Here is a 25,521-nt window from a genome sequence, read left to right on the forward strand (position 1 = left end):
GAGGAACTACCGTGACCAATCAAGTTTTTTCAGAAGCGGAAGAAAAGCAACCCCTTCCCCCCGTGGAGAGCGGGCGCGACAGGAAATCAGCAGTGGATGTAGCTGAAAGTGAAGTCTCAGAGAACTCTCGCTGGCAATTCTCCGGTGACGATGATGAACGAGAAGTTGCGCTGGAACTTCCAGAAATCGAGGCAGAACAAGTTTGGGAACCAGAAGCAACTGAAGTTGGGCCCCGCAAAGAAATCAGGTGGCCTGCCTTGTTGGCGGGCGCAGGGATTGGCGTTGCTGCAACGCTGCTAGCAGTACAGTTAACTGGGGCCAAGCAGAGTTCACCTGCGGCAGTTCCAATTCCATCGGCAACTCAGCAGGCGACGGATCAGACTGTGACAGTGGCCCCTGTGGAATCTGCCGAGGTGGGTGAAACTTTGGAAGCGACGGGCACCGTGGCAGCCTATGACTTGCTGCCGGTGCTACCACAAGCCAACGGTTTGCAAATTAAGCAGGTGTTGGTGAAAGAAGGGGATGCGGTAGAAAAAGGTCAGACGATGGCGGTTTTGGACGATTCGGTGCTACGATCGCAAATTGCCGAAGCGCTGGCGGGAGTACAATCGGCAAATTCTACGGTAGAACAAGCCCAAGCTCAGGTACAGCAAGCTCAGTCAGCCCAACAAGAAGCCCAAGCCGGCGTGGCTCATGCTCAAGCTGGCGTGGAAAAAGCCATCGCTGACGCAGCGCAAGCCAAAACAGGCGTCGGGCAAGCAAGAGCCGGTGTGGAACAAGCTAAAGCCGGTGTCACTCAAGCTAAAGCCGGCATTGCCTCCGCCCAGGCTAAATTAGATCAAGCTCAAAGAGAAGTAAATCGCACCCAAGATTTGGCTTCTCAGGGAGTAATTAGTCAGCAAGATTTGGAAAGACGAAAGACGGAACGGCAGACTGCTGTTCAAGACTTGAACAAAGCTAAAGCTGACTTGAATACAGCTTTGGAAGAACAGAATAAAGCAGCGGAAGAAGTGCGATCTGCTGTTGCTAAAGTAGCTACTGCAGAAGCTAATATCAGTACGGCTAGAGCGGCCCTCGCCAGCGCTCGTGCTAAAGTGAATACGGCCGGAGCGAGCGTCAGCAGTGCCAGAGCAAATGTCGGAAATAACGCAGCAAGTGTCCGCAGCAATGATGCACAAGTCAAACAGTTACAAACTCAACTAGAACAAACAATTGTTCGAGCGCCGGATAGTGGCACTGTGGCTGAAAGAATTGGTCGAGTTGGCGATGTTTCTTCGGGAAGTCAAAAACTATTTTCGATTATTCGGGGCAACAAGCTGGAACTACAATTGAAAGTACCGGAAACTCAGATTTCGCAAGTGCAGCCGGGAACAGCAGTCCAAATTACTTCGGATTCTGACAAGCGGATTAAGTTGTCAGGAACTGTGCGAGAGATTTCGCCGGTAGTTGACCCGCAAAATCGGCAAGCTACGGTGAAGATTGATTTGCCGGCAAGCGAGTTTTTGCGATCGGGAATGTTTTTGCGCGCATCCATTTCGACAGCAAAGGCTCAAGGTTTGAAAGTCCCAGCTAAAGCTATTGTGCCACAATCTGACGGCAGTTCTATTGTTTATAAACTTGTCGGCCAGGACAAGGTGCAGGCTCAACCGGTGGAAGTCGGGGAAATTTCCGGGGGTGCAGTGGGCGATTTGACAGCTGCTAAGGTGGTGGTTAAAAAGGGTTTGAAGGCGGGCGATCGGGTGGTTGTTACTGGCGCTGGTTTTCTTAAGGATGGCGATCGGGTTAAGGTTGGTAAATAGTTATATCGATTTTGGTTGTACCGTCCGTCATTGTCAACAGTCAACAATCATGGATATCTTTTCGTAGCGGCAACCTCACGGTAAAGGTTGCTCCTTGTCCCTCACCCGCACTTGTTGCACTAACAGTACCGCCGTGGAGTTCTACTAAATGACCGACGATCGACAATCCTAGCCCCAATCCAGAGTCTCTGCGAGAGTAGCTACTATCTGCCTGACGGAAGCGATCGAACACATAGGGGAGAAAATCAGGGTGAATGCCCTTACCAGTATCGCTAATTTGGATTTGAGCCATTCCATCAATGTAGTCTAATGCGATGTCAATTCTTCCTCCCGCTGGGGTGAATTTAATCGCGTTTGAAAGTAGATTCCACAGCACCTGTTGTAAGCGACTTGGGTCGCCCAAAATCTTTGGTTTTAAAGGATTTAGCCTGGATTCAATTTGAATATTTTTGGCTTCTGCGGCGAAACGAATCACCCCGATCGCATTTTCAACCACTGGATTGATCTCAATTTCAGAAGCATTGAGCCGAAATTGGCCTGTGGTAATCCGCGAAACGTCTAAGATATCATCGATGAGCTGGTTTTGTGCTTTGGCGGCGCGCTCGATCGTTTTTAGCGCCTCCTCGGTTTTAGGCTGGTCAAATTTTTTCAGGCGCAGCAACTGTGCCCAGCCAATCATCGCATTCAGCGGCGTCCGCAGTTCGTGAGAGAGGACGGACAAAAACTCATCTTTGACGCGGTTGGCCTCCTCAGCAGCCGCACGAGCCGATTGTTCTTGAATCCGAAGGCTGCGTTCAGTCTCGTACTGTCTTTGCTCGGTGATATCCTCGATCGCCAACAGAATCATCTGTGTATCGCCCAGCGGAGGCATTTTGCGGGCATTGAGCTGCATTATTTTATGCCCGATGTGCTCAAAGTCATGCTCGACTTCAAAATCTTTAAACTGGGGAGTGCCTGCGAGAATTTCTTTGAGGAGCGCTCGCAACTTGGGAATATTCCACTGTCCATTACCCAGATCGAACAATGAGCGGTGCTCTGTTTCGCTCGCTATCACCTGAAACGTCTCGTAGAAAGAACGATTGGCGGTGAGCGCCCGCAGATCGAGATCTAGCACTAGCAACGGTTCCCGCACGGTTTCCACGATCGTTTCGGCGTAATTTTTCGCTTCCATCAAATGCTGGGCGCTCACTTTTAGCTCGTTGATATCCACCAACATCAGCACAGCCCCATCAATCTTGTGGTCGAGCGTCCGGTAGGGTCGAATATGCAGCTCGTACCAACGACCCTCTCGATCTTGAACCTCCTGAACTTTCAAATTGAGCGTGCGGATCACCCCTAAAATCCATTGCTCTAACTCCGGTACTATCAACTTGTGAGTGATGTCGCTCAAAGACCGCCCGACATCGGCAGAAATCAAGTTGAAGATGCCTTCAATTGCGGGAGTAAACCGGCGGATTCGCAGGTCGTTTCCCAGCATCAGGATCGGAATATTGATGCTGGTCAGAAGATTCTCTAAATCGTTGCTCACCTCAGTCGATTCCAAATTGCGCCGCTGCAATTCGTCATTAATCGTGTTGAGTTCTTCATTGGTTGCCTGAATCTCTTCTTTCGCCGTTTCGAGTTCCTCATTCATGCTTTGCAACTCTTCGTTGCTCGACAAAATCTCTTCGTTAGCGGCTCTCAAATCTTGATTAGCGGCTTGATGTTCTTGGACGATCGCTCCGAGATGTTCTTTTGTAGTTTTCAGTTCCTGTAGCAGCCTTGCAATCTCCTCACTTTCACCCTGTGAAGGATCAGAGTTGACTCTATCCTGTTCAGCAGCAGGCATTGCAGAGATCGGGGACTCCTCTTGAAACAACACTAAAAAATACTCTTTTGCCACAGCGCCGGCTTGGAATGGAATCACATTAATTCCGATATGCCGGAGGCGAGCGCCGTCTTTAAGTTGGAAGCCTGTCCGTGCGATCGGCTGCTTATGATGTGAGGCTTCTTGAATTGCAGTACGCAGTTCCACGCGCAACCCTTCTTTTGCCATTCTCAGCAGGCTAAAGCTCGCTCTACCGGGAGCCGGTTCTAGGTAGGCATTCGTCTGGCCTCGAAATTGCAGAATCTCGCTGGCTGTATTAATCACGACCCCGACAGGGGCATAGTGATTCAAAACAATGCGATCGGCCTCTTTTTCCATTTCGATTTCCTCCAATCTTTCCGTGTGCTGGGCTGGTGGGTTGGGAGGTGTCAGAGGATAGTTGCTAGCATTTAAATCCATGCTAAGCCAATGCGTTACCTGTTTTTTAGTATAAATTTTATTCTTTTTATCGAATACCGCAAACAATATTGATGAAAACTCTCCAACCGTTTCCGAAGTGCCTAACAGCAAAAAGCCCGTGGGCCCAAGCCCATAGTGGAACATTGGCAGCAGTTTTTTCTGCAACAGGGGTGTCAGATAGATCAGCACGTTCCGACAGGTAATCAAATCCATCCGCGAAAAGGGCGGATCGGCGATCAGGTTTTGTCTAGCAAAGACGCAGAGTTCGCGCACGGGCTTAGCGATTTGGTATCCGCCCTCGACTGGGACAAAGAACCGATGTAGGCGTTCGGGTGAAATATCGGCGACTTGGGCATGGGTATAAAAGCCACTGCGAGCGATCGCGATCGCATTTTCGCTGATGTCTGTGGCATAAATCTGAATCGGCAGGTTAGTAGATCGAGCGGCTAAGAACTCTAGCAAGCAGATGGCCATCGAGTAAGCTTCTTCACCCGTTGAACAGCCGGCAATCCAAATTCGGATCGGTTTTTTCGGCGATTTATCTTTGACGATTGCGGGAAAAACAGTGCTGCTTAAGGCCTCAAAGCTTTCGGGGTCGCGGAAAAAGCTGGTGACATGAATTAAGACATCGTGATACAGCGCCGTTACTTCTGCCGGGGTGTTTTGGAGATATTCGGCATAATCTTCGATCCGTTCCAGCTTGTAGAGCAACATCCGCCGATGTATCCGCCGCTTCAAGGTGGTTTGCTTGTAGTGAGTAAAGTCAACTCCTGCAGCCGCCCGCAGCAAACTGTAGATAATGGCGATCGCATCTTCGCTTGCGATCGCATCTTCACTTGCGATCGCATCTTCACTTGCGATCGCATCTTCGCTTGCGATCGCATCTTCCCTGCTGGTGGATTCTCTCGAAAGCAGATCGCTCATGTAGGGATGACGGCCGATCTCTGCTATTTTATATGCTATTTTTTGCGGTGGCAAGATAAAGTCTACCTGACCCGTAGCCGCCGCAGTATTCGGCATACTGCTAACTTGTGCCGTATCTTCACATTGGGCAAAAGTAATACCACCCGCGGCCTTAATCGCTTTTAACCCTTGGGCACCATCGCTGTCGCCCCCGGACAAAATGACGCCGATGGCTTTGTTCCCCCGTTCTTCGGCGAGGGAAAACAGAAAAATATCGACAGACATAAATACCCCCTTTCGTTTGCCGCGAGGCGTTAGCTTCAGCACTGATCGCTCGATGGTCATGCTGAAATTCGGGGGGATAACGTATACCTGATTCGGTGCTATGAGCATCCCATCTGTCACCTCATGCACGGGCATCTGGGTCGATCGACCCAGAATCAAACTCAAGCCACTTCCCTGATTCGGCAACATATGCTGAATTATTACAAACGCCATGCCGGTATCGATCGGCAAATGGCTCAGTAACTGCATAAAGGCTTCCAATCCACCCGCAGACGCTCCTATTGCGACTACAGGGAATAAGTCGTTTTGATTGTCCTGCTTTTGAGCTGTTTTGATACCAGCTTTAGGTCGAGATTTCTTGGAATACTTATTCTGACTCATTTTTTCTAGCAGCTACCTTCCGGGGCGCGTATTATAGTTATATTGCATTTATTTTTAATATATATATATATATATATATCAAAATGAATAATGAGTCATCTACCTGCCGATATAATCTCTAGGCGAACTCGATCGGTGCGCTCAATCGATTTTAAAATCCTTATTTTGGAGTTCCCCCTTTCCTAGCGGGGAACAAGATTGAAACGGGAAATCCCTTAAAAATTATACTAGATTATACTGCTAAGAGTGGAGAATCAGTTAACTTTGCAGATTCTGCGATCGTACCAATTCTATGAATATTTGCGATCGAGTGGAGTTCCCTAAATGCGCCAACTCCTCAATTAACTTCCAACCGGAATCTTTTGGGATCTTCTCAAGGATTGGCGATCGGGAAAAGCTGCGGGGAAACAAAACAGTACAATTAAGTAGATAAACCTAAAAAACCAGAACATCATCCACAACCGCAATTAATCTCGTTTTTAGGTAGGCAGTTTGAGGCGATTAAGAGCGGGATAGCTTCGCTTCACGCAAATTCCCTACCGCCACGTCGATGTAAACTCTCTCTGGATTATTTTTTTAACTGCTTCATCACTGCTTGCTGGGGCATTTTTACCTTTTGAGTCATTTCCAGAGTATCGTCCATTAGCGGTTGCCAATATTGATCAGATTCAGCAATTGCTTCCAGAACTTCTTCTGGTGTTGAAGTTTGAGGCTATTAATTGGCAGACACAATCTAATAACTGAATTTTTTATTTTCCCAAAAACCGGCAGTTTTTGCTAAAATCTTAAAGAAAAGTAACAAAAAAATATTTTAGTTGGCTGAGGGAAATTAGGGAAATCCCAGCAGCGCTGCAAAGTTCGGATTCTCAAGACAGGCTGCCGGGGGTAACGGCTGTGAGAAAAGGCGATTCTGCGGTGGCGCTAGCGATGTTGCTGAGGAAAGTGAACGATGGGGAGTTTATGGTGCGGTTCATGGCGATGGGATGGCGGCACAGTCAAACTGCGGAAGCTTTGGCGGCGCTGTTAAAAATGATGCAGTTCGATCGCGATCGGAATGTGCCTGCAGAAGCCGCTAACTCTTTGTCAATGTTGGGAAGCGAGGCGATCGCTCATTTCGTGGCAGCTTTTCGTCGCGATGACAATTTGCTCGTCCGTCGCTGTACGATGGCTCGGCTCTGCGATCGGCTACCGCCCAAAATTGATTGTCAAAATGCTATACTCAAAATCAGAAAATAGTTGTACAATGTTTTTCTAGTCGTTTTTTACCGCTGCGCCTCCAAGGTGAAAGCAGGTGAAAACAACTAGAAAACACTAAGCGCGGGCGTAATTCAGTGGTAGAATGTCAGCTTCCCATGCTGAACGTCGTGGGTTCGAGTCCCACCGTCCGCTTTGACTGAATTTTCATATAATTATGAAAATTCATTAGTGCTATCAATTCAATCTATGGCTTATTTCTTAACCGCTGCTTTATATAAGTTCGTTGAACTACCTGATTTTGCTGACCTGAAAGCACCGCTACTCGATTGTTGCAACAACAACAACGTCAAAGGCACTATCTTGCTGGCCCAAGAAGGTATTAATGGCACTATTGCCGGGTCGTCTGAGGGCGTACACGCAGTGCTGGCCTTCTTGCGTAGTGACCAGCGTTTTGCGGATCTGGTACACAAGGAATCTTTCTCGGAAAAAGCACCTTTTTACCGTCTGAAAATACGCTTGAAGCGCGAAATAGTCACGATGGGTGTACCGGACATTAATCCCCGCCTTATGGCTGGCAAATATGTTAAGCCTGATGAGTGGAATAAGCTGCTTGACGATCCCGATGTTGTCGTGGTTGATGTGCGTAACGACTTCGAGGTATCTCTGGGGACTTTTGAAGGCGCTATTAATCCCAAAACAAAAAGCTTTTCCGAGTTACCTGAATGGGTGCTGCGGGAAACTGCTTTACGCAATAAACCCAAGGTGGCAATGTTTTGCACGGGTGGTATTCGCTGCGAGAAATCTACTGCTTTTTTGCGTAGTCAAGGTTTTGAGGAAGTCTATCATCTCGAAGGCGGAATTTTAAAATATTTGGAAACGGTACCGGAAGCAGAAAGTCGTTGGGAAGGTGAATGTTTTGTCTTTGATGAACGGGTTTCTGTTGGTCAGGACTTAAAGCCGGGTAACTATGAACTTTGTCGCGGTTGTCGTCACCCGATTAGTCAGGAAGATAAGGCTTCTGAATTCTTTGTACTTGGTGTGAGTTGTCCTCATTGTCATGACTCAAAAACTGAAACCAAAAAACAAGCCTTATCTGAACGTCAACGTCAGATTGAGCTTGCTAAGCGTCGCAACCAAGTACATATAGGCGCGCGCTACGATGCGAAGGAAAAAGTAGATGAGGCCTGCGACTAATATTATTATTCACTAAGCTCAAAGAAACCCGGTTTCTACGAAAAATCTTGTTTGGCGACGAGAAATATCGAAAGAAACCGGGTTTTTGACCCGAAAAACCCGATCGTGCGATCGACTAATTATATCAATTCCGGCGTAGGCCGGAATGATATCAAATCCGCGCTTCATCGTCGGGCGTAAAGTCTAATCCTGCGGTCAACAAATAATTCGCGCAATTTTCATTTCTTTGACCAACAGTCAACAGTCAACAGTCAACAGTCAACAGTCAACAGTCAACCGTCAACAGTCAACAGTCAACCGTCAACAGTCAACCGTCAACAGTCAACAGTAAACAGTCAACAATAATTCCGGTGCAACCGGAATTGATATAATATGTCAGCAACATACCCGATTTTTTATTCCTTTCGCCGCTGTCCCTATGCTATGCGCGCGCGCTTGGCCTTAATGGTTAGCAATCGGGTGTGTGAGTTGCGGGAAGTTGTTTTGCGAGACAAACCACAAGAGATGTTGGAGGTATCTCCCAAAGGTACAGTACCAATATTGATTGATGTTGACGGGCGTGTACTAGATCAAAGTATCGATATCATGTTGTGGGCATTGAGACAACATGATCCTGAAAAATGGTTGATGCCACAGCAAGGTTCTCTTACAGAAATGCTGGAACTAATTGCTCTATTTGATGATAGGTTTAAATATCATCTTGACCGTTATAAGTACCCCGATCGTTATCCCGGTGTTGATGCCCAAGTACATCGGTATGAAGGTTCTTTATTCCTGGAAAAACTCAATGCACAGTTAAGCGCCACTAAATATTTGTTTGGTAACAATGTAGCATTGGCTGATATGGCGATCGCACCTTTTGTTCGTCAATTTGCTCATACGGATCTAGCTTGGTTCAACGAACAGCCTTGGCCTCCACTACAAGCTTGGTTAGCAGCGTTCACAGACTCGGAAATTTATAGCAGTGTGATGCAGAAATATCCGAAATGGGAATCCGGTAATCTAGGCGTTATTTTTCCTTCCTCGTAATTAGTTATTCAGGACTTAGGCACTAAAGGGCGTTGAATCAAGGGTTTGAGATTGTTTCACTACGTTTTCTGCGAACAGAAAATCGTAGTAGGTGCGTCAGTCCTATTATACTTATTCGCTGTCAGCATATTTATTCAATGCCCAAAATGTTAGTTACCATGCTAAAATTATTGTTTTCCGAATGCCAGATTGACCGAAAGCATCGAGGATACCCGCCACGTGATTCATTCCTTCGGAGACTCAAGACGGAGAAATCAAAAACGTGTATCCGATGAAACTTGCCGAACGTATTTATCCGTGGTGTCAATGCTTCAAATCTAAAATCTAAAATCTAAAATCTAAAATCGATTGACTGTCATTTGACTAGAAAAGTGACGGCGGCAAAAATCGCATTTTGCTAAAATTTTTAACGGAAAAGGATTTACTGTATTCTAGTAAGTATTGTCAGGCTGAAATTATGATTGATGTTGGTTCGTTAGTTCGATCGCCCAGAAACGATTTGGGAGTCGGAAAAGTTGTCGAGGTATCGCGTATCGAGGCGGTAGTTGAATATTTTTGCTCAGTTAAAAATCGCATCCGCAAAACCGTGCCCTTAAGTCTACTGCAAGAAGCTAGACTTCAGCGCCAAACCCGCTGCTACCTCTGGAGTACAACTCAGGAAAGATGGATTATCGGGCGAGTTTACGACTGGGATGAAGATAAATTAGAATACGAAATTGACCTCCCCGACAGCCAAAGTTTGCAAGCTGTCGAAACCGAACTGTACGTTCGCTGCAATATCCCGATCGCCGATCCGATCGACATTTTAGCAGTCAAAGGCCAAGAAACGCCGTATTTTCACGATCGCCGATTGGCATTCGTTCAATCTGCGATCGAACAGCGGGCCGTCAGCCGGGGCATGACCGGTTTAATTTCTGCTAACATAGACCTCTATCCGCACCAAGTTGAAGTCGTGCGGCGCGTCCTAGAAGACCCAATCGTGCGCTATTTATTGGCCGACGAACCAGGTCTCGGAAAAACAGTAGAAGCCGGGACAATTCTCCGCCAATTCCTGCTAGATGAACCCAACGGACGCGCTGTGGTACTGGTTCCGAAATACTTGCTCGAACAGTGGCGGCAGGAGTTGGAAAATAAATTCTATTTGTCTCATTTTGCTGACCGAGTGCAGCTTGTTGCTGTTAGCGAAATCAATCAAATTAGCCGCAACGCTAACCTGGATTTTCTGATTGTTGATGAAGCGCATGATGTGGCGGCAATGGCAAATTCGAGCGATCGCGCTCAGCAGCAGTCCTTTGAACTCTGTCAGAAACTAGCTCAAAAAAGTAAAAATGTATTGTTATTATCTGCAACGCCAGTTATCGGTCACGAGCAAGATTTTCTAACGATGCTACATTTGCTAGATCCCACAACTTACCGTCTTGATGACCTGGAAAGCTTCAAAGAACAGGTGCAAAACCGTCAAGAAATCGGTCGCGCTTTGCTGGATTTCCGAGAAAATGCCAAGCCTGCAGTTTTGCAAACAAAACTCGCTCAACTCCGCACTATTTTTGCCAAAGATGATTATTTAATCGGATTAGCAACCGAGTTAGAAAGTTGTTTGAAAACTAAAGAAACCGCAGAACAGGCTCGGCTTGTCCGAACTATTCGCACTCATGTTAGCGATACCTACCGCCTCCATCGTCGCATCCTTCGCAACCGCCGAGATGCGGTTGAAGATGTGATTTTCGAGCGAGATGCTGTCCCCAAAACCGAGTACGATCTGAATGATGAACAGTGGTCGGAAATTCAAACGGTACTCGATAAATGGCGCACAGTCGCTCCCAAGTCGAGCGAATATCAGAGAATTTTTCTGCTGTTTTTCCGCGCTTCTGGTACTTGGCTGAATGTTTTAGAACGGGTTGTCAAAGCTCGTTTGCAGAAAAAATCGACTCCAGAACTCGATCGCGAATTTGGACAAAATGACACGGCAATTTTGACCAAAACGGAGCTGTTTCCCGAAGAAAGGGAAATGCTGGAAACCTTGCTTAATACCCTGGAAAAGCCCCAGGAAGGACTCGATCGACTGAGTTTGTTACGAATCGCGATTCTCCGATTTCTCGCAGTTGCTTTGAAGGTTCCGCGCGAGTATCACAGCAAACCTCGCGATTTGCTGTCGAGAATTCAACAGCAAATTAAACGACCGATTCCGGGCGAGCGTTTCCCGAAAGTTGTGATTTTTACCAGTTTTACTGCAACTTGTCAAGAGATTGCGGAAAATTTAGCTAAAATCTTTGGTAAAAATGCGATCGCCAGCCATGACACGAGCAAATCGGCTGATGATGTTGAGGCTAGTCTCAAGCGGTTTAAGACTGAACCCCATTGTTTTATCTTAGTGTGCGATCGATCTGCTGAAGCAGGGGTAAATCTGCAATTGACAGATTGGTTAGTTCACTTCGATTTGCCGTGGTTTCCCAACCAGTTAGAACAAAGACTCGGCAGAGTCGATCGCATTGGCAGCAAAATGGGAGTGCAATTTTGTTTGTTTGCAGGCCCGGATTTGCCAGAGAGTCCCCACGAAGCTTGGTTTCAAGTTTTAAAAGATGGGTTTGATATCTTCAACAAATCTATTGCCAGCCTTCAGTTTTATGCTGAGGAAAAACTTCTCAAACTTGAAGAAAAGTTGTTTGCTGAGGGAGGCAAGGGCTTATCCAGCGAAATTGAAGCGATTAAAACTGAAATCGAACAAGAGAAAATCAAAATTGATGAACAGTACGTTCTCGATGAAATTGATACTCTTGATGACAGTGCATCTCAGTATTTTGAATCTCTCGACAACTGCGATGCTAAGCATAAAGAAATGCAGCGGGCTACTGAAGGTTGGTTGTGTCAAGCTCTCCACTTCAAACAAATTGAACATCCGAGTGTATCGGGGTTGATGCGCTATAAACCTACTCAAAAAACGTTAATTCCCTCGAAGGATTTGATGACCAGATTGGTTCCTTATTGCCAGCAATATGGTAGTTACAATCGCCGTATTGCTTATCAGAATGCGGATGTTGCTCTTTACCGCATTGGTGAGGGATTGATCGATGCACTTGGCTCTTATATTCGCTGGGACGATCGCGGTCAAGCTTTTGCCATGTGGCGGCATGATGAAAGTTGGGATGCGGAGCCCGGGAAGGAGTGGTTCGGCTTTCAGTTTAATTATTCAATCCAGACTGATGTGCAGCCTGCTGAGCAAGTTTTGCAAGCACAAAACATCGAAAATTACAACTTAAAAGCTTTGCAGCGCCGCGCTGATGCTCTGTTTCTCCCAATTTTTGAAACGGTGTTTGTAGATGCTCGCAGCGAGCCGATGTCTCTGGTGGAAGATGCGGAAATTCTGGCGATTTTGCAGCGGGATTATAAGGGGAAAGGCGGGCCGAATCGGGATTATAATTTGTCGAAAAATCGCACGTCGCTGATTGACAGTTTTGTAGATCCGCTAGAATGGGATGATTTTTGTCAAAAGGGACGGGTGGTATCGGAGGAATTGCTGCGCGGGCGATCGGCTTTTGTGGAAATGTGCGAGCAATCTGCTGTTACTGCTGCTATCCAACTAGAAAACCGGGTGAATCAATTGCAATTGCGGTTGAATCGACTTTCTAAATCCGAACAACTTTTAGAATCGGTTTTGGCTGAGGAAATCAGTACGGAAAGTTTGTTGAGTGAAGCGGTTTTAGCTGGGATTCGCCGCCCGCACATGACTCTTGAGTCTGTGGGATTCATTGTGATTTCTGGGCGTCCTCCTGTAAAGTCGGAGGATGAAGGATAATTTGTTTGGGAGGGCGATCGCTCTTTTTGGGGCGATCCCCTTCCCGATAGCTTCGCTTCACGCTCTTTTTGACCAAGAATTTCAAAGGTGGTACCCGCCACGTGATTTATCCGTGGAATCAATCGAAAATCGAAAATCGAAAATCCTCAAGCCCCCGCATTTATCTCGCGCAAGTCAATCTAAAATCTAAAATCTAAAATCTAAAATCGCTTGACCCGATTCGGAAGCACAGGCGAGACGCCCGTGCCACGATGGACGGATAGGGTTGACACTCCCCGACCTCAAGGTACGGGGATTCTTAAGACATTTCTGTCAAAATATCCCGCGCAAGCGTGGGTTCCCAGGCTGACTACGTTTGCACCGTTGAGTGCGTAGTCATATCTCCTCAAAAATGTTTTGGGCGTAGACTTTCCCCCAGTCCAGGGGTAGGTTTTTAAATCTTGTCTGATGTGTTTATTCTACCATATTCATTTGTGGCAATGGATTTGTTACTTTACTTAACAATGGCAAAAGCCGTCCTATAAGGACGGGGTTTTCAACCCAATTCTCTGATAAAAGGGCGATCCGTTTTATCTAAACTGCGGAAGTGACAGCAATTTTTAGGTTATGGGACTGCAAAAATGGTAAGATAAAAGCAGTAGTAATGAGTAGCAGTGATTTAGTTACAAGCCACGCTTCGGCCTGACATCAAAGCGCGTCGATCGCATGGAAATTAAACCACACAGCCAAAATGAAGAAGTCTCAGATCAAAATTCTGCTAGTAGAGGACGATGGATGGCTGAGTGCAACACTGGCCAAGGTGTTGGAAGCAAATCATTACGGGTTCGATCGGGCAAATGATGGACAAGTGGGCCTAGACTTGGCAGCAGAAATTGAGTATGACCTGATTTTGTTAGACGTGCAGTTTCCCAAACTAGATGGAATTAGTCTATGTCGGCAACTGCGATCGCAAGGCTACCACAAACCGATCCTGTTAATGACGGCAAAGGATTCAGATGCGGAGGTGGTGGCTCTTTTCGATGCGGGCGCCGATGATTACATCAGCAAGCCTTGTGCTACGGAAGTATTACTGGCCAGGATACGAACTTTATTGCGACGCAGTAAAGCACTTTCCCCAGGAGGTTCTACTCCGAATTCAGCCGCTAATACATTGACTTGGGGAGATCTTTGTTTAGATTTAGATTCTGGTAGAGTGAGATTTGGCGAACAAATAATTTCACTGACAGCGACGGAATATAATCTGCTGGAATTATTCCTGCGAAATCCCGATCGCATCTTTAGCCGCAATGCGATTTTGGATCGTCTGTGGGGATTTGATGACGCACCAACCGATCGCGCCATTATCACTCATATTAAGGATGTCAGAAAGAAATTGAAGGCCGGCGGCTTAACTGAAGAAATCATCGAAACAGTTTATGGCATGGGCTATCGACTGAAACCGTACCCGCAATCTGCGTCTTTTAACGTCAACAAGTTGCTCAGAAAGAGTACCCAAAAACATCAATCTGGCGGGGTTGAGAACTCCGATACCGACCAAGTTTTAGAGCGGTTTCGGGGATGCTTCACCCAACAAATTGCTGTATTGGAGCAGGCAAAAACTGCTCTATTAGCAGGAAAGTTAGAAACAGAATTACAGCAATCGGCAAAACATGAAGCTCATAAATTGGCTGGATCTCTGGGATCTTTTGGTTATCCCGAAGGCTCGAAATTGGCACGCTCGGCCGAGCATTTGCTAATAAAATATCGCTCTTTGACTGCTGAGGAAATTACCCGCTTCTCGGAATTGGTGACAGGATTACAGCAGGAATTAGCCAAAACACCGATTACATCAACGGCTGTACCAGTTTCTACTATTTCAACTTTCAACTATCGGGTTTTGGTAGTTGATGATGATGCTGCATTAACGGAGCGATTGAAAGTAGAATCCGCAGCTTGGGGATTGCGGATGAAAATTGCGCCGAATATTACTGCGGCCCGATCGCGTCTTGCTTTGTCAATGCCCGATGTGATGTTACTAGATTTAAGCTTTGCACAGACAGAGGAAGATGGATTGACGCTACTGCGAGAACTCACCGAGCGATCGCCTACTCTTCCTATAATTGTCTTTACCGGACGAGATAGTCTTGCCGATCGCTTGGCAGTATCGCGCTTAGGTGCTAAGCAATTTCTCCACAAACCTGCAACCACCGAGCAAATTTTTCGAGCCATCGCCCGTGTTCTACCCAGTCCCAAAACTTCAGAAGCCAAAGTCTTAATCGTAGATGATGACCCTGTGATGCTGGTTAAATTATCAGCGTTACTGACTCCTTGGGGACTTGAGGTGACAAATCTCCAAGAACCACAGCAATTTTGGGAGGTGTTAATTACCATTGAGCCCGATTTAGTAGTGCTGGATCTAGAAATGCCGATCGTCAGTGGCTTAGAATTGTGTCAGGTCGTCCGACAGGATATCCAATGGGAAAATTTACCGATTTTGGTGGTGACAGCCCATACCGATCCAGAATCTCTGCAACAAGCCTTTGCAGCGGGAGCCGATGATTTTATTACCAAGCCGGTACTAGGGCCTGAATTAGTCACGCGGGTACTCAGCCGAATCAAGCGCAGTCGTCCTTTACTTAAGCCTGGGAATACTTAAATAAAACTTACGCACAAGGGCTAAAAACCCAGGGCTGTTTCATTCTCACCGAAACCAGGGTTTTGTAGGGGTAGTGCTACCCCTACTCCCCGTGCCTACCCTCCCCATCCACGATTGGCAGGCGTTTCAGGGATTGGGGCAACCACGGGGGGATTGCCCCTACAAAGAATGAAACAGCCCTGGCTAAAAACCCGGTTTCGGCCTCAATCTAAAAAATGTAATTAATTAATTAATTAATTAAGTAGATTAATGATAGATCATACTGATGAGAATTATGGGGAATTGCAACAACAGCAACAACAAATCCTTGCTAAAACCGCACTTTCTCTCTCCGAATCCGTCAATCTAGAAGATATTCTCAACACTACGGTAACGGAACTCAGAAACATTCTGCAATGCGATCGGGTAATTATCTTCCAATTTGCTCCAGACTGGAGCGGAAAGGTGTTGGTAGAGTCCGTTGGTTCAGAATGGACAGCAATCTTATCCACTCAGATTCACGATCCTTGCGTGGGTGAAAGCTATATCGAACCCTTCAAACAAGGCTTATTTACCTCTAAATCTGATATTTATACTGCCCCAATTGATACTTGTCACCGGGACTTCCTGGCAACTTTTCAAGTTAGAGCTAACCTGGTTATTCCTATCCTTAAGGGAGAAGAACTTTGGGGATTATTGATTGCCCATCACTGTGCAGCCCCTCGCGAATGGCAACCCTCAGAAATTGAACTCATGCGACAGCTAGCAACTCAAGCTGGAATTGCCATTCAGCAAGCTGATTTATTTCCTCAAGTACAAACGGAACTGAGGGAGCGCCAACAAGCAGGAATTTCCCTACAACACCTCCATAATGAACTCGATCAACGAGGCATAGAACGGACAGCAGAACTCACTGAAGTCAACGATAGCTGCCAACAATATATCACTCAAGCTGAAGACCTGTATAATAATGCTCCCTGTGGCTATCATTCCCTAGATGCAGCAGGAACAATAATTATGATTAATGATACGGAACTGAAGTGGTTAGGCTATACCCGCGAGGAAATTGTGCACCAAATGAAATATGTTGATTTAATGACAATTGAAAGTAAAAATATTTTTTATCAAAACTTTCCCTTATTGAAAAAACAAGGCTGGCTCGATAATTTAGAGTTTCAGATATTGAATAAAAATGGAGAACCCCTTTGGATTAACCTAAATGCTACAGCAATTTATGATGAAGCAGGTAACTTCATGATGAGTCGTTCTATCGTATTTGATATCACCGAGCGCAAACGTACTGAAGAAGCATTCCGCCAATATGAACGCATCGTCTTCAATACAACAGATGGGATTGTGTTGATGGATCGCAACTATATTTATCAAATAGTCAATCCAGCTTATTTAACTTGGTGCAACAAATCTGAAAGCGAAGTTATCGGAAGTTCTGTTAGAAATATCCTGGATGCAGACGTGTTCGATAACATGATAAAACCTCGGTTAGATAGATGTTTGGCTGGAGAAAAAATTCAGCATGAAAACTGGTTTGATTCTCCCAATTTAGTCCGGCAATTTTTGAGCGTTACTTATATTCCTTTACGTGATGCCTGCGAAAAGATTGTAGGGGTAATCGTTAGTCTGCGCGATCTGACTAAGCTTAAACAAGCCGAACAAATGCTGGAACTTCAGGCTGTTATTACCCGTAATATGGCGGAAGGAATTTGCTTAGTAAGAACCGACAATGGGGTAATTGTCTATGCCAATCCTAAATTTGAGCAGATGTTTGGCTATGACTTTTGCGAACTCAACGGTCAGCACGTTTCGATTCTCAACTATGGCAGCGCATCGGTGAGTCCTGAAGATGCAAATCGAGCCATTCGGTCTGCCGTTTTACAAAGGGGTGAATTTAGCTATGAAGTTCATAATGTCAAGAAAGATGGGACTCCATTTTGGTGTAGTGCCACTTGCTGTGTATTCAATCATTCCGACTATGGCGAGGTTCTGGTGGCAGTTCATCAAGATATCACAGTAGCGAAGCACCTCGAAGAACTTCGACAAGAGGCGGCTGCCGCCTTACTACAGAAATCCCGAAAGGAAAATTTGCTATGGAGGATTACTCAAGGGATTCGCCAATCTTTGGATCTGACTGCCGTTCTAAATACTGCTGTTACTGAAATCAGGCAGACATTACAAACGGATCGCGCTGCCATTTACCGCTTTAATCCTGATTGGAGTGGTGATTTTGTCGTGGAGTCAGTTGGTGAGGATTGGGTAAAACTGATAGGAAGCGATGTTCAAAAAACTTGTGCAGATACCTATCTGCAAGAAACTCAGGGCGGTCGATTCCGCAATCATGAAAAGTTTGTTGTTAATAATATTTACAACGCTGAACTTCAACCATGTCATATCGAGCTAGTGGAACAATTTCAAGCCCAAAGTTATGCAGTTTTCCCGATATTTGTGAGAGAAAATCTCTGGGGTTTGTTAGCTATATACCAAAATAATGCACCTCGTCAATGGCAATCATGGGAAATACAATTACTTGAACAGATTGCCAGCCAATTGTCGATCGCCATTCAGCAATCCAAACTCTACCGACAACTTCAGCTAGAACTGCAAGAACGTAAGCAAGCCGAAGCCACGATCCGAGAAGCCGAACGACGCTGGCGATCGCTCTTGGATAACGTGCAGTTGATTGTTGTCGGAATTGATATAGGGGGAAATGTCAATTACGTTAATCCTTTTTTCTTAAAAATCACAGGATATACTCACCCAGAAGTTGTCGGGAAAAATTGGTGTGAAAACTTCTTACCCAGTTCTATTATACAATCAATTAAAGTTGTTGTTTCGGAACTTTTCACCCATAACTATCATCCCTATTATCAAAATCACATCTTGACCAAATCTGGTGAAGAACGGTTCATTGCGTGGAACAATACCATTCTGCAAGATTCAGAGGGCAACCTCATTGGAATGATCGGCATTGGGGAAGATATTACCGAACGACAAAGGATCGAACACATTAAAGATGAGTTCATTGGCATTGTCAGCCATGAACTTCGCACTCCTTTGACAGGAATTCAAATGTCATTAGGACTAATAAAAAGTGGGGTTTATGATAACAAGCCAGAAAAATGTAGACGCATGATTGAAATTGCCCTCCTCGATACCAATCGATTAGTGAACCTGGTTAATGATATTTTAGATTTGGAGCGCCTAGACTCCGGGCGGGCAATTGTGGCGAAAACCGTTTGCAAAGCTGCCGATTTGATGCAGCAAGCAGTAGATAGCACTCAGGCGATCGCTATTCAACAGCAGATCTCATTAATCGTTACCCCCACGGATGCAGAAGTCTGGGCCACAGGAGATGCGATCGTCCAAACCTTAACAAATTTGCTCAGTAATGCGATTAAATTCTCACCTGCCGATTCCACAATTCATCTGAGTGCCCAAAACCAGACAGACTTTGTGCTGTTCCAAGTTAGCGATCGCGGGCGAGGCATTCCTGCCGATAAACTAGAACTCATTTTTGGTCGATTTCAGCAAGTCGATGCCTCCGACTCCCGTGAAAAAGGAGGCACCGGTTTAGGTTTACCAATCTGTCGCAGTATAGTTGAGCAGCATGGTGGCAAAATCTGGGCGGAAAGTATCTTAGGTGAAGGCAGCACATTTTGCTTCACCCTACCCTTACCCACCAGTGAATAACGCTTAGATTAATCTGTAGCATCCACCCCAAACCCAAAATCTCCCATCCAAAATCCCATGACAGAGAGACAAATTCTAGTTGTTGACGATGAAGAACACCTACGGGAACTTGTGCAAGCCTGCTTAGAAGATTTAGGCGGATGGAAAACAGTGGGGGCAGGATCGGGAGAGGAATGTTTACAAATACTGCAAATAAAACAACCCAACGCTATTTTGCTAGATGTATCTATGCCGGGAATGGATGGGTTTGCCGTGTACGAGACCCTCAAGTCCGATCCGATTACCCGATCGATTCCAGTGATTCTGCTGACAGCGAAAGTTTTGCCCAGCGATCGGGCTAAATTTGCCCAGATGGCGGTAGCTGGGGTAATTGCCAAACCAATCCAACCCATCACGCTGACGGAAGAAGTAGCAGAGATTTTGGGATGGGATGATTGACAATCAAGCATCCAGGATACCCGCCACGTGATTCATTCCGAAAGCAGACTCAGACCCCAGAAATAAAAAAACTGTATCCGATGAAACTTGTCCCCCGAATTTATCCGTGGGGTGAAAGCTTCAATTCTTTAATCGAAAATCGAAAATCGAAAATCGATTGACTTTCACCATTTTTGTCAATTTTTGTAACAATAACGGAATCTTTACCAATTCCTTACCGTTGCTATTTAGTCTCCTGTTATGCAGCTAACAGTTCTTGGCATTAGGAGGAGACTCAATGAATGCTTTTCAGGCTTTGAATGATATAAATCAGGACCTGGCAGGTTCATTTTCCCGTTTGCCCACTGGTTGTCAGCAATCCACACTTTGGATTGCTCATACAGAGGAAACACCGATCGCAGGTATTACAATTCAAGAAAAGAAGCTGACACTGATCCTTAAGATTCGCATTTCTGACATTCATCTTGTCAAATTGAATCTCCAAATCACTCCCGAAACTGTTTTAATTAAAGGTCAACCTACCGAAGTGGCTGGAGTAGAAGGTTATTTCCTTCCTAGTAGATTTCAAAGTCTCATCCCGTTGCCCCACCGCGTACATCCTGAAATCTATGGCACTGAAATACACGGCGATGGTTTAACAATTCAGCTTGCTAAAGAGTTGAGAATTCCGCCATCCGAAGTTCGGATTCAACTCTCACCTGCCAATTTGAGCGATTGCTTAAAGATGTGTATTTGAGACCCAATTGGTCACCGAAAAATTCATTTATAATCAACCCAAATAAAATGAACACTTTGCAACTAGCTAATTACGATCGCAGTCTCCTTCCCCAAAACAAGATGATAGGGAAACAAATTCTCATCGTTGATGACCAAGATCACCTCCGCGAACTGATACAGATGTGCCTGGAAGACCTCGCGGGATGGAACACCCTGGTGGCCGCATCAGGAAAAGAATGTTTACAAATCCTAGAAAAAGAACGACCTAACGCTATTTTGCTGGATATATCAATGCCGGAAATGGATGGGTTTGCTGTGTACGAGATCCTCCAATCCGATCCCATAACTCGATCGATTCCAGTGATTCTGCTGACAGCAAGAGTTTTGTCAAGCGATATGGCCAACTTTGCCGAAATGGGTGTTGCAGGGGTAATTCCCAAACCATTTGAAGCCACCACCCTGTCGGGAAAAGTGGCAGAGATTTTGGGATGGAATGATTGACACTCCCCGGTGTGACTACAAAAAGACTTTTATTAATTCACAAAAATCCGACTATAGGGGAGGTAATCCAGGCTTGCTTGACTGATGTGGTAGGTTGGAAAGTCGAAGTTGCGGGCTCGACTTTAGAAGGATTGCGACAAGCAAGTTCCTATCAGCCAGATGCGATTATTTTGGAGGTTTCTATCGGCGAAATAGATGGAGTGCGATTTCTCAAACAACTAAAAAGCCAACCAGAAACCCAAGGGATTCCGGTTGTGCTGCTAACTCTCAAAGCCAAATGGTCAAATTTACAACAGAGTTGGTTCCACAAATCTCAACTTGCAGCAGCGATCGTCGATCCTCTAGAACCAACTATGCTTGCCGTTGAGATTGCGAAGGTGTTGGGTTGGGATTTAGACTGACTATCCTCTCTGGGAACCTGGGGATTGTTCGATACAATTTCTCTCAGTAATTGCTATTTTTACGAAATCTTTCTAATGGAGGCGGATGAATAAAGGGATCTCGCACTTACGGACTAAACCTCCTCAAAAATTGCGCCTCGCTGCTGTAGATTCACCTGCATCTCCTCATCGATTCCTGAATTGTTCCCGAATCTGGCTGACTCGATATTCGCACCACTGAAATTAGTATTTGTTAAGTTCACTTCCAGCAGATTTGCACCGCTCAAATTGGCGCCGCTGAGGTTAGCTAAAGCTAGACTTGCTTTGTGCAAATCTGCGCCACTTAAATCAGCATTTCCTAAGAAAGCCCCACTCAAATCTGCACCGCCGAATTTGGCATTTTGCAGGTTGGCGTCGCTGAAATCGGCATCGTTTAAGGTTGCACCCCGGAAATTTGCCCGATCGAGATTTGCGCTGCTAAAATCCACTGCACTTAAAGTCGTTCCGCGCAAGCTGCTACCCGCGAAATCTAGTGCTGGATTGAGATTGGCTATTTTTGCCAACTCTGTAAAGTTGTCGGTTTCAGCGGAAATAATGCGATCGACCATTTCCTGCAATTCCGATTCAGCTTCCGGGACAATTTCCACTTCGCGCGGTTCCACCGGAGGCAAATTGTAGGAGAATAGCGCCCAACTAAGAGCAGGTTTGAGTTTATTTGCTTGCAGGTATGCAGTCAGAATTCTTTCTAAAATCGAATGTTGATTTGGCGTGATTTCGTGCGGCCACAAACCCTCAGCATCTGTGAGATAAATATCTTCTTTAGCCACTTCAAAAGCCGCCGCAATCCGAAATTCTTTGGCAGTAATTTCTCCCAGCTTAGCACTTTTTAGCAAACCTTTTAATACGGATTTGCCCTGTTCTACTGCAAAAATCCAAGCTGGCGTTGTATCATCGCTGATTGTGGAAACGTGACAAAATATGCTCTCTGTTTCCTTAGTTTTTTCCGCCGTTTCCCCGCCCTGAACTCCCCGCTGACTTTCGGTTACTAAATTTTCTGCACTGCTTTGAATGGGCAGGGTTTCTCCTATGGGCAAAAGCTTGAAAGAACCGACTAACTGACGTGATGCTACGGGTATTTCGCAGTTTTCTAGATATAGTTTGAGCGTCCCGCCTTGCAGACCAAATTTGACGCGACCACCTAGCAGGGGTTCCCAATGCTCGTTAAAATTCAGGCTCAAGTGAATGTCGAGCTGCTGGGTTTGGGGTGCAACCGATGGAACGGGAATTGCTTCTAATTGCATCCACAAGCAATCTGGGTATTTGTTGTGAGACTCTAGCGATCGCATATCGGGTAGAATTGCTGGCACTACCAGCCTGTAATTGATATTTAAATTAGTTTATGATCTCTATTTTATCACACCACCGCTTTTTTTTTGTAAAATTGTAAATTTTGTTTAACTTCCTCCGCCCTTCATTGATTTTGCTGAATTTGGCTTTTTACCCAATTCCGAAATGCTTTTACTAATTCCAAATAGTCCATTGTTTCTGCTTGTTCCAAAAATCTGACAATCTCTAATATCGGTAAGCTGGGAAATGCTAAACTGATCTCGCTCTCAACATATTCTCCATTTTCTAATCTGTTGATTCTGAGTCGCAGTCCATTATAAATCCAAACTTCCGGCACTCCCAGATCCGCATAAACCTGCAAGGTATTTTCCGAACGGCTGGTAATATCAATTTCCACCACTAAATCCGGCGGATCTTGAGTCAGGTCAATTCTTTTTTTGCCTTTAACTGCACTAATATTCTGGATGTAAAAACATTCATCAGGTTCTACACCGCTAAGTTCAGGACGTTTAAATGTGGTAGATCCAAGAGGTTCAATTCTCACCTCTAATTCTTCCGCTAAGGTTTCAACAAATCGACCCAATACTTGTTTGAAGCGTTCGTGTTCTGGAGAAGGTACCATAATTTCAAGATGGCCGCGATTATATCTCAGTCGAATTTGCCGATCGCCGATTTCGGCAAGCAAATTTTCGTAGGTTTGCCAACTGATACCCGATAGCTGGACAATTTGTTCGGGTGGGGCGAGAGTTTTAGCGGTCATAGTGCTACTTTGGTGAAGAGTTCAATCGCACTTTTGCATTATATCATCAATCCGGGCGATGGCTACGCCCCGGCCCCGGCCTACGCACTCCTCACCTTCACTCACCCATCTGCGCCGGAAATACCGCAGATAAATCGAGAGACAAATCTGGGAAACCTGGAATTACCACAACCTCATGCGGCAAAACCACTCGTTTGACTCGATAATCGAAACCACCTCTTTGTTTTTGATAAGGTTCGCTGTGCATTTCCAGTTGAATATCTACCAAATTAAATATCCAATAATCAGAAATTCCCGATTCAGCATAGAGAGATAACTTGGTTCTCCTGTCGTATTTCAAAGTAGAATCGGCAACCTCAATTACCAGCAAAATATCAGGAGGCTCCGGGTGAGAAGATAAATAATTATCAGAACGATTGCAAGCAATAACAACATCAGGCTCTGGTTCGCTATCAGCCGACAAAATAATCGGCTCTTGACCGCGCACGATCGCTCTTTTTCGCAGCAGCGGGTACAAGTCTCCTAACAGTAGCGAATTACAAACAGAGTGAAACGTACCTTTAGCACCCATAATGATAATTTCTCCGCGAATCAATTCAACTCGGTCATCGGGGGCGAAAAATCCCAGTTCTCCCAAACGGTGATATTCGGCGATCGAGAATCGTTTTACAGTTACGGCAGTCATAGCTTTTCTTACCCTCTACAATTACCAACCTTTCCAATTAATTCTACTCAAAAATCCCGCCCCGTGCCCTTAATTCAACCTTCAGGGCTTCCGAAATTCCCACACAACCAGAAAAGTTCGCATTTTTAACCACCGTATTTTTCAAATCAGCGCGGGTTAAATCAGCACCCTTTAAATTCGCACCACTCAAATTAACACCACTTAAATCAGCATTTTTGAAATCAGTATTTGTCAAATTTGCATTTACTAAAATCGCATTCGGTAAATAAGCACTGCTCAAATTAGCGTCGGTTAAATTTGCACCGCTCAAATTCGCCCTGGGCAGCTTTGTCCGCAAATCAGCACCGCTCAAATTGGCGCTGCTGAGTTCAGCATCCCGCAAATTAGCATTGCACAAATTAGCATCAATTAAAATAGCAGCGCTCAGCAAAGCACCGCTGAGATCGGCCAAAGTCAAATCTGCGCCTCGGAGGTTGGTTTCGCGCAAATCCGCACCGTTAAAATCAGCGTAGTGCAAGTCAAAACCGCTTAAATTAGCCCCAGCAAAATCCTCAATCGGATTCAAACCCACTGTTTCGGCAAGTTGTACAAAACTCTTATTTTTATCAGTTAAAAACAGTTCCCGGACGATCGCCAATTGCTGCTGTCGGTACTCGTCGGCCTTCTCGTAATCTGCTAAATACTTGTAAGCAACCTTCAAATTCTTGAGAGCATTACGCTCAATGCGATCGTCCTTGCTGGCGCGCGCGATCGACAACTGCTGGTGATAACATTCGATCGCACCAGGCAAATCTCCCTTAGCATCGTAAGCTAGCGCCAAATTGCCCAAAGTTTCCAACTCAGAACGCGCGTCGCCAGTATCCCGCGCGATCGCCAAACGCTGCTGCTGGTAATCAATAGCACCAGAAAAATCCTCAAGAGCACAGCAAGCATTGCCCAGATTGCCCAAAGCATTTGCCTCGCCCCGGCGATCGCCAATTTCCCGCGCTAACACCAAATGCTGCTGGTAGCAGTCGATCGCCTGAGCATAATTTCCCAGCGCTTCGTAAGCTACGCCCATATTACCCAGCGCCGCACCCGATCGGCGCTTATCCTCCATTGAGCGATACAGCCCCAGCGCTTCCTGCCAAGAACCCAGCGCCGCCTCAAATTGGCGCGCCTGATATTGCGAAATCCCCTGCTTGATTAGCTCGCTAGCTTGTTCGCTCATACTGTCAAAATTAGTTAATAACTAAAGTTGATATTAATCGACTCAAAGCGGTAATTGCTAATCGGTAATCAGTAATCGGGAATCGGTATAGCCCATCCCCCTCTCCCCCAGGGCGGTTTCATTTTCTTGTAGGGGCAAACCCCCCGTGGTTGCCCCTTTTGGGTTTGGGGCAGGCACTCTTAGCACTGCCCCTACAGAAAACCTCCTTTTGATCTGAGAATGAAACAGCCCTGCCCTCTCCCCCATCCGTATTTTCACGTCCGTGAAAAAAAAAAGACAAAAAAAAGAGAGAGCTACCTAAGTAACTCTCTCTGCCA

General features: G+C 45.7%; 16 protein-coding genes and 1 tRNA gene. 12 read left to right on the plus strand and 5 right to left on the minus strand.

From position 1 onward, the window contains the following. Positions 1 to 11: 11 nt before the first annotated feature. Positions 12 to 1,799, plus strand: a complete 1,788-nt coding sequence (locus QUA16_RS10535) for an efflux RND transporter periplasmic adaptor subunit (protein ID WP_333105527.1) — start codon at positions 12 to 14, stop codon at positions 1,797 to 1,799. Between the two features lie 40 nt (positions 1,800 to 1,839). Here the strand turns inward: QUA16_RS10535 and QUA16_RS10540 are convergent, their stop codons facing one another. Beyond that, positions 1,840 to 5,634, minus strand: a complete 3,795-nt coding sequence (locus QUA16_RS10540) for a chemotaxis protein CheB (protein ID WP_333105526.1) — start codon at positions 5,632 to 5,634, stop codon at positions 1,840 to 1,842. Between the two features lie 894 nt (positions 5,635 to 6,528). Between QUA16_RS10540 and QUA16_RS10545 the strand changes: the two genes are divergently transcribed. From QUA16_RS10545 to QUA16_RS10595, 11 genes are all read left to right on the plus strand, one after another. Then, on the plus strand, positions 6,529 to 6,870 hold the full coding sequence (locus QUA16_RS10545) for a HEAT repeat domain-containing protein (protein WP_333105525.1): 342 nt from the start codon (positions 6,529 to 6,531) through the stop codon (positions 6,868 to 6,870). Positions 6,871 to 6,951: 81 nt separating this feature from the next. Continuing rightward, positions 6,952 to 7,023 (plus strand) — tRNA-Gly (locus tag QUA16_RS10550). Positions 7,024 to 7,077: 54 nt separating this feature from the next. Beyond that, positions 7,078 to 8,025 (plus strand): oxygen-dependent tRNA uridine(34) hydroxylase TrhO, encoded by a 948-nt coding sequence (gene trhO / locus QUA16_RS10555; RefSeq protein WP_333105524.1) that lies wholly within the window; start codon positions 7,078 to 7,080, stop codon positions 8,023 to 8,025. Between the two features lie 372 nt (positions 8,026 to 8,397). Continuing rightward, on the plus strand, positions 8,398 to 9,054 hold the full coding sequence (locus QUA16_RS10560; protein WP_333105523.1) for a glutathione S-transferase: 657 nt from the start codon (positions 8,398 to 8,400) through the stop codon (positions 9,052 to 9,054). A 457-nt stretch (positions 9,055 to 9,511) separates the two neighbouring features. Beyond that, complete coding sequence (dpdE, locus tag QUA16_RS10565; protein WP_333181125.1) at positions 9,512 to 12,847, plus strand: protein DpdE; 3,336 nt, start codon at positions 9,512 to 9,514, stop codon at positions 12,845 to 12,847. A 730-nt stretch (positions 12,848 to 13,577) separates the two neighbouring features. Further along, positions 13,578 to 15,482: a response regulator gene (locus tag QUA16_RS10570; RefSeq protein ID WP_333105520.1), complete on the plus strand. Its 1,905-nt coding sequence runs from the start codon at positions 13,578 to 13,580 to the stop codon at positions 15,480 to 15,482. A 249-nt stretch (positions 15,483 to 15,731) separates the two neighbouring features. Further along, complete coding sequence (locus QUA16_RS10575) at positions 15,732 to 19,166, plus strand: PAS domain S-box protein (protein ID WP_333105519.1); 3,435 nt, start codon at positions 15,732 to 15,734, stop codon at positions 19,164 to 19,166. A 57-nt stretch (positions 19,167 to 19,223) separates the two neighbouring features. Then, a complete protein-coding gene (locus QUA16_RS10580) occupies positions 19,224 to 19,604 on the plus strand; it encodes a response regulator (protein ID WP_333105518.1) in 381 nt (126 codons plus the stop codon). Positions 19,605 to 19,881: 277 nt separating this feature from the next. Continuing rightward, the gene (locus tag QUA16_RS10585; protein WP_333105516.1) at positions 19,882 to 20,340 is read left to right on the plus strand and encodes a hypothetical protein; all 459 of its coding nucleotides are present in this window, start codon (positions 19,882 to 19,884) and stop codon (positions 20,338 to 20,340) included. A 101-nt stretch (positions 20,341 to 20,441) separates the two neighbouring features. Further along, positions 20,442 to 20,822, plus strand: coding sequence for a response regulator (locus QUA16_RS10590; protein ID WP_333105532.1), 381 nt, complete (start codon positions 20,442 to 20,444; stop codon positions 20,820 to 20,822). Beyond that, positions 20,819 to 21,223 (plus strand): response regulator, encoded by a 405-nt coding sequence (locus QUA16_RS10595; RefSeq protein ID WP_333181126.1) that lies wholly within the window; start codon positions 20,819 to 20,821, stop codon positions 21,221 to 21,223. The genes QUA16_RS10590 and QUA16_RS10595 overlap by 4 nt, the downstream gene beginning before the upstream one ends. 113 nt (positions 21,224 to 21,336) lie before the next feature. On the opposite strand, the gene QUA16_RS10600 is transcribed toward QUA16_RS10595, so the two are convergent. From QUA16_RS10600 to QUA16_RS10615, 4 genes are all read right to left on the minus strand, one after another. Continuing rightward, positions 21,337 to 22,569, minus strand: a complete 1,233-nt coding sequence (locus QUA16_RS10600) for a pentapeptide repeat-containing protein (RefSeq protein WP_333105514.1) — start codon at positions 22,567 to 22,569, stop codon at positions 21,337 to 21,339. A gap of 104 nt (positions 22,570 to 22,673) precedes the next feature. Then, the gene (locus QUA16_RS10605; protein ID WP_333105513.1) at positions 22,674 to 23,309 is read right to left on the minus strand and encodes a Uma2 family endonuclease; all 636 of its coding nucleotides are present in this window, start codon (positions 23,307 to 23,309) and stop codon (positions 22,674 to 22,676) included. Between the two features lie 97 nt (positions 23,310 to 23,406). Continuing rightward, positions 23,407 to 23,994 carry a Uma2 family endonuclease gene (locus QUA16_RS10610; RefSeq protein ID WP_333105511.1) on the minus strand — a complete coding sequence of 196 codons (588 nt, stop codon included), beginning with the start codon at positions 23,992 to 23,994 and terminating at the stop codon, positions 23,407 to 23,409. 43 nt (positions 23,995 to 24,037) lie between these two features. Next, positions 24,038 to 25,204, minus strand: a complete 1,167-nt coding sequence (locus QUA16_RS10615) for a pentapeptide repeat-containing protein (RefSeq protein ID WP_333105510.1) — start codon at positions 25,202 to 25,204, stop codon at positions 24,038 to 24,040. Between the last annotated feature and the right edge of the window lie 317 nt (positions 25,205 to 25,521).

Origin of the sequence: Microcoleus sp. S13_C3 (assembly GCF_036700905.1) — a bacterium.
Taxonomy (GTDB): Bacteria; Cyanobacteriota; Cyanobacteriia; order Cyanobacteriales; family Microcoleaceae; genus Microcoleus.